We start from the raw sequence: 4759 nt of genomic DNA on the forward strand, positions 1-4759 counted from the left end.
ACGCGTTTCGAGGTGACCGCCGTAGCTCGCCGGACCGCCGAGCGCGAGGCCGAGCGCACCGGCCCCGGCCGCCATGACCGGGCCGGCGTTCGGGCTGTCCCAGTGCCGGGCCTGCGTGCGCCAGCAGTGCCAGGCCGTGCGTGCATCGCCGGCGAGGGCGTAGCTCGCCGCGCACAGCCGCGCCGGCAGCCAGTTCAGCGCGTCGTCGATGCGGGCCGCGACCTTGCCGAAGCGCTCGTGGCGCGCCGTCCGGTAGCCCCACATCGCATCGAGCGTGTTCGCCAGCCGGTAGCCGACGGCGCCGGCCGGACCGGCCAGCGCGTACCAGAACAGCGCGCCGCAGATCGCGTCGTTGCCGTTTTCCAGCACCGATTCGACGGCCGCGCGGGCGATGCCGGTTTCATCGAGCGTGGCCGTATCGCGCGAGACGATGCGCGCGAGCTGCTGCCGCGCCGCCGGCAGCTCGCCGGCGGCGAGCGGCACGGCCACGGCCTGCGCGTGCTCGTCGAGGCTGCGCGCGCCGAGCGCGAGCATCAGCAGCCCGGCGCCTAGCCACGGCCCGAAGCCCGGCAGCGCCCCGAGCCCGCCGGCCAGCAGCGTCGGCGGCAGCACCGCGAGCATCCAGACCAGCCCGCCGCGCCGGATCGAATCCCGGTACAGCCGGCGTTCGAGCGCACCGGCCCAGCGACCGAACCAGACCAGCGGGTGCCAGCGCAGCGGCGGTTCGCCGAGCAGGCGGTCGAGGAGGTACGCGAGCGCGGGCACGAGCACGGTGGCGGAGACAGAAGACATCGGCATTCCGGGGCGGGCGGTCTGGGGGCGCGCGAGTGTAGCCACGGCGCAGCGGCCCGCTACACTCGCGCGCCCCTTCACCGCCCTCCCCGACATGCCTTCGAGAGCCCGCCGATGAGCGCCCGCACGCTGATGATCCAGGGCACCGCCTCCGATGCCGGCAAGAGCACGCTGGTCGCCGCGCTGTGCCGGCTGCTGGCGCGCCGCGGTGTTGCGGTCGCGCCGATGAAGCCGCAGAACATGGCGCTCAACAGTGCCGTCACCGTCGATGGCGGCGAGATCGGCCGCGCGCAGGCGCTGCAGGCGCAGGCGGCGCGCCTCGATGCGCACACCGACATGAACCCGGTGCTGCTGAAACCGAATACCGACACCGGCGCGCAGGTCATCGTCCACGGCCGCGCCATCGGCACGATGGATGCCGTCGCCTACCACGCCTACAAGCCGGTGGCACTCGCGGCCGTGCTCGCCTCGCACGCGCGGCTGGCGGCGCGCTACGAACACGTCATCGTCGAGGGTGCCGGCTCGCCGGCCGAGATCAACCTGCGCGCCGGCGACATCGCCAACATGGGCTTCGCCGAGGCCGTCGACTGCCCGGTGTGGCTGGTCGCCGACATCGACCGCGGCGGCGTGTTCGCGAGCCTCGTCGGCACGCTGGAACTGCTGTCGGCCTCCGAACGCGCGCGCGTGCAGGGCTTCGTGATCAACCGCTTCCGCGGTGACATTTCACTGCTGCAGCCGGGCCTCGACTGGCTGGAGGCGCGCACCGGCGTGCCGGTGCTGGCGGTGCTGCCGTATCTGCACGGCCTCGCGCTCGATGCCGAGGACGCCATTGCCCGGGATGCCGACGTGCAGGACGGCAGGCCGCAACTGCGCGTGATCGCGCCGGTGCTGCCCCGCATCAGCAACCACACCGACCTCGATCCGCTGCGCCGGCATCCGCAGGTGGAGCTGCGCTGGATCGGCCCCGGCGAACCCATCCCGCCGGCCGACCTGATCGTGCTGCCCGGCTCGAAAAGCGTGCAGGCCGATCTCACGGCGCTGCGCGCCCGGGGCTGGGACACGGCGATCAGGCGCCACCTGCGCTACGGCGGGCGCGTGCTCGGCCTCTGCGGCGGGCTGCAGATGCTCGGCGAACGCCTGCACGACCCGCTCGGCCTCGAAGGCGCGCCGGGCAGCGCGCCGGGGCTCGGACTGCTCGCGCTCGAAACCACGCTTGCGCCGGAAAAGACCCTGCGCCGCGTGCGCGGCCGTTTCATCGGCATCGACGCTGGCGCGACCGGCGCACCGGTCGAGGGCTACGAGATTCACGCCGGCGTCTCGAGCGGCCCGGCGCTGGCAAGGCCGCTGCTGCGCCTCGATGACGGCCGCCTCGATGGCGCGGTGTCCGCAGACGGCCTGATCCGCGCCAGCTACGTGCACGGCCTGTTCGATCAGCCCGAAGCCCTCCTCGCGCTGCTCGACTGGGCCGGGCTGCCGCAGGCCGCAGCGCTCGACCCGGGTGCGCAGCGCGAGGCGGCGCTCGAACGGCTCGCCGATGCGCTCGAAGCGGCGCTGCGGCCGGGCACGCTGGCGCAGTGGTTCGGACTCGCGGAGCCGGCCGCGACCTGAAGCCGCGCACCTATGCTTGCAGGACGCCCTCCGGAGCCCGCCGCAATGACCGTCGCCCCGCGCCGCCGCATCGCCGTCGCCCTCGTGCTCGCCACCGGGCTGCTGACGGGCGCGAGCCGCGCCGATTCCTTCCGCCTCGACAACGGCCGGCTGATCACCGACGGCATGAGCCGCATCGAGGTGCTGTCCCGGGCCGGGCCGCCGCTGACGACGACGCTGCTGTCGGTCGGCATCAACGGCATGCCCTCGCGCGAACAGTGGCTGTACCGCGCGCCGGGTTCGATTTCCGGCGCTTACTGGATCAGCGTGATCTTCGAGGGCGACACCGCCATCGAGGTGCGCGCCGAGCGCGAGCGCTGAAGCCTCAAAGCGCCCGCAAGCCGGCCAGGAAGGCCTGCGTGCGCGAGCGCGTGCGCTCGACATCACCGAGCAGACGGCCGGCAAGCTCCCGCATCGAACGCGCCTCCTCGCCGGTGCGCTCGGCCGAGGCGCCGACATCGCGCGCCTCGCGGGCGACGGCCTGCGCCTCGCCGGACACGGCGCCGACCATGCCGGCGATCTCGGTCACGGCGATGCGCTGCTCGCCGATCATGCCGGTGATGTCGCGCACCGCCTCGCCGACCTGATCGACGGCGCTGGCGACCCCCTGCAGACCCTCGGCGCTGTGCGCGGAGCCGGCGCGGATCGCCTCGACCTCGCCGCCGACTTCCTTGGTCGCGCCCGAGGTCTGGTGCGACAGCGCCTTGACCTCGTTGGCGACCACCGCGAAGCCCTTGCCGTACTCGCCGGCACGCGCCGATTCGATGACGGCGTTCAGCGACAGCAGCCGCGTCTGTGCGGCGACGCCCTCGATGACGCGCAGCACCTTGTCGATCTCGGCCGTGGCCCCGAGCAGTTCGCCGATCGCGGCTTCGGCGGCCTGCACGCGCTCGCGGGCATGGCTCATGCGCAGTTCGCTGGTGCCGGTGGCGCTGTTGATGTTGCCGATCGAGACGCTGATCTGCTCGACCGCCGCCGCGGCGGTGCCGACGCTGGCCGAGACGGTGTCGATGCGTTCGAGCAGGCGGCGGATGTGGTTGCCGGAATCGGTGGCCTCGTGCGCCAGCCGGCCGGAGATGATCTCGACCTGGCTGGCAATGCCGCCGATTTCCTCGACGCTGCGCCCGACCTCGGCATCGAAGCGCGAGGCCAGCGCCTCGACCGGCGTCCACAGGCTGCGCACCAGCCGGCGCGCGAGCGGCACCGCCACCGCCACCGCCAGCATCGCCATGGCGAGCAGCGTGGCACCGAGGATCAGACCCGGCCGGTACAGCGTCGCGTCATGCACCTCGCCGACCACGTACCAGCGCACACCATCGATCTCGACCGGCAGGCGGATGCGGCGCACGCCGCGGCCTTCGGCGTCGGTCTCGTGCACGAAGTCATCGACGATCACGCCAGCGGCGCTGCGGCCGTACTCGGCGAACACGCGCTTGCCCTCGCTGCCGAGCGTGGCCAGCGTGTCGTTGAACTTCTCGATCGGCAGCTGCAGCACCAGCACGCCGAGCAGCCGGCCGCCGCTGCCGCCGCTGCGCACCGGCACGCCGATGAAGGCTGCCGGATCGCCGTTGCTCGGCGCATACGGTGCGAAGTCAGCGAACACGTAGTGGCCGGTATCGGTCAGCTGCTGCGCGCGCTTGTACACCGCGGCCAGCCCGCTGTCGGCCAGCGCCGGGCTGTCGAGGCGCGACGCAAAGTCGGATTCCTTGAACACCGTGTAGAGGATCTTTCCCGCGGGATCGATCAGGAACAGGTCGTAGTAGCCGCGATCTTCGGTGAAATTCGTCAGCCACGGCTGCAGGTAGGCATGCAGCCGGCTGTAGTCGGAGCCATCGCCGGCATCGTTGAGACGCTGCTTCTGGCCCTTCGGATTCGGATTGTCCTGGATGTAGAGCTGCTGCAGGCGCTCACGCGCCTGCAGCCCCTGGTCCTCGAAGGCCCTGGACAGGCCGATCAGCGCCGCACGCACCGTCGTCGAGCCGGCCAGCGTGCGCAGGTCGGCATGCACGTCCTTCAGGGTCCGCGCAAAGGTCTTGCGGCCGTTGTCGGCGAGGTTGCGTACCTCGGCCAGTTGCGAATCGACCGATTCCCAGTGCGCCACCAGAGCGCCGAGCACTGAAGACACCAGCAGCGACACAGCCACCAGCAACGCCATCAGCAGCGGCAGACGGCGGCTCGGCGGCAGCGAGGACAGGGCTTTCATCGACGGCGACTCCATGCGGTTGCGCATTCCGGCGCAGCGAAGGGAGGCGCAGTCTGACAGTCGATTCCGGCCTGACCAGAGGGTTTTACAAGGCTTGATGGTTGGCGCCGCAAGCGC

4 protein-coding genes are annotated in these 4759 nt (G+C 72.1%); 2 read left to right on the forward strand and 2 right to left on the reverse strand.

Annotated features, from left to right (window positions below):
- Window positions 1-798 (reverse strand): adenosylcobinamide-phosphate synthase CbiB (gene cbiB / locus PKE44_RS15185; protein ID WP_324552691.1); only part of this gene is annotated, 798 nt, incomplete at its 3' end.
- A gap of 108 nt (window positions 799-906) precedes the next feature.
- Here cbiB and PKE44_RS15190 point away from each other — a divergent pair.
- Together PKE44_RS15190 and PKE44_RS15195 are read left to right on the forward strand one after the other, a co-directional pair.
- On the forward strand, window positions 907-2400 hold the full coding sequence (locus tag PKE44_RS15190) for a cobyric acid synthase (protein WP_324552694.1): 1494 nt from the start codon (window positions 907-909) through the stop codon (window positions 2398-2400).
- 45 nt (window positions 2401-2445) lie between these two features.
- Window positions 2446-2760 carry a hypothetical protein gene (locus PKE44_RS15195; RefSeq protein ID WP_324552697.1) on the forward strand — a complete coding sequence of 105 codons (315 nt, stop codon included), beginning with the start codon at window positions 2446-2448 and terminating at the stop codon, window positions 2758-2760.
- Window positions 2761-2764: 4 nt separating this feature from the next.
- On the opposite strand, the gene PKE44_RS15200 is transcribed toward PKE44_RS15195, so the two are convergent.
- Entirely contained in the window at window positions 2765-4642 is a 1878-nt protein-coding gene (locus PKE44_RS15200; protein WP_324552700.1) for a methyl-accepting chemotaxis protein, read from the reverse strand.
- Window positions 4643-4759: the final 117 nt, after the last annotated feature.

Source organism: Plasticicumulans sp., from assembly GCF_035331805.1.
GTDB lineage: Bacteria > Pseudomonadota > Gammaproteobacteria > Competibacterales > Competibacteraceae > Plasticicumulans.

Bases quoted from the DNA above. Each gene is read 5' to 3' on its own strand.
- PKE44_RS15190 (WP_324552694.1), top strand. From the start codon at position 907: ATGAGCGCCCGCACGCTGATGATCCAGGGCACCGCCTCCGATGCCGGC.
- PKE44_RS15195 (WP_324552697.1), top strand. From the start codon at position 2,446: ATGACCGTCGCCCCGCGCCGCCGCATCGCCGTCGCCCTCGTGCTCGCC.
- PKE44_RS15200 (WP_324552700.1), bottom strand. From the start codon at position 4,642: ATGAAAGCCCTGTCCTCGCTGCCGCCGAGCCGCCGTCTGCCGCTGCTG.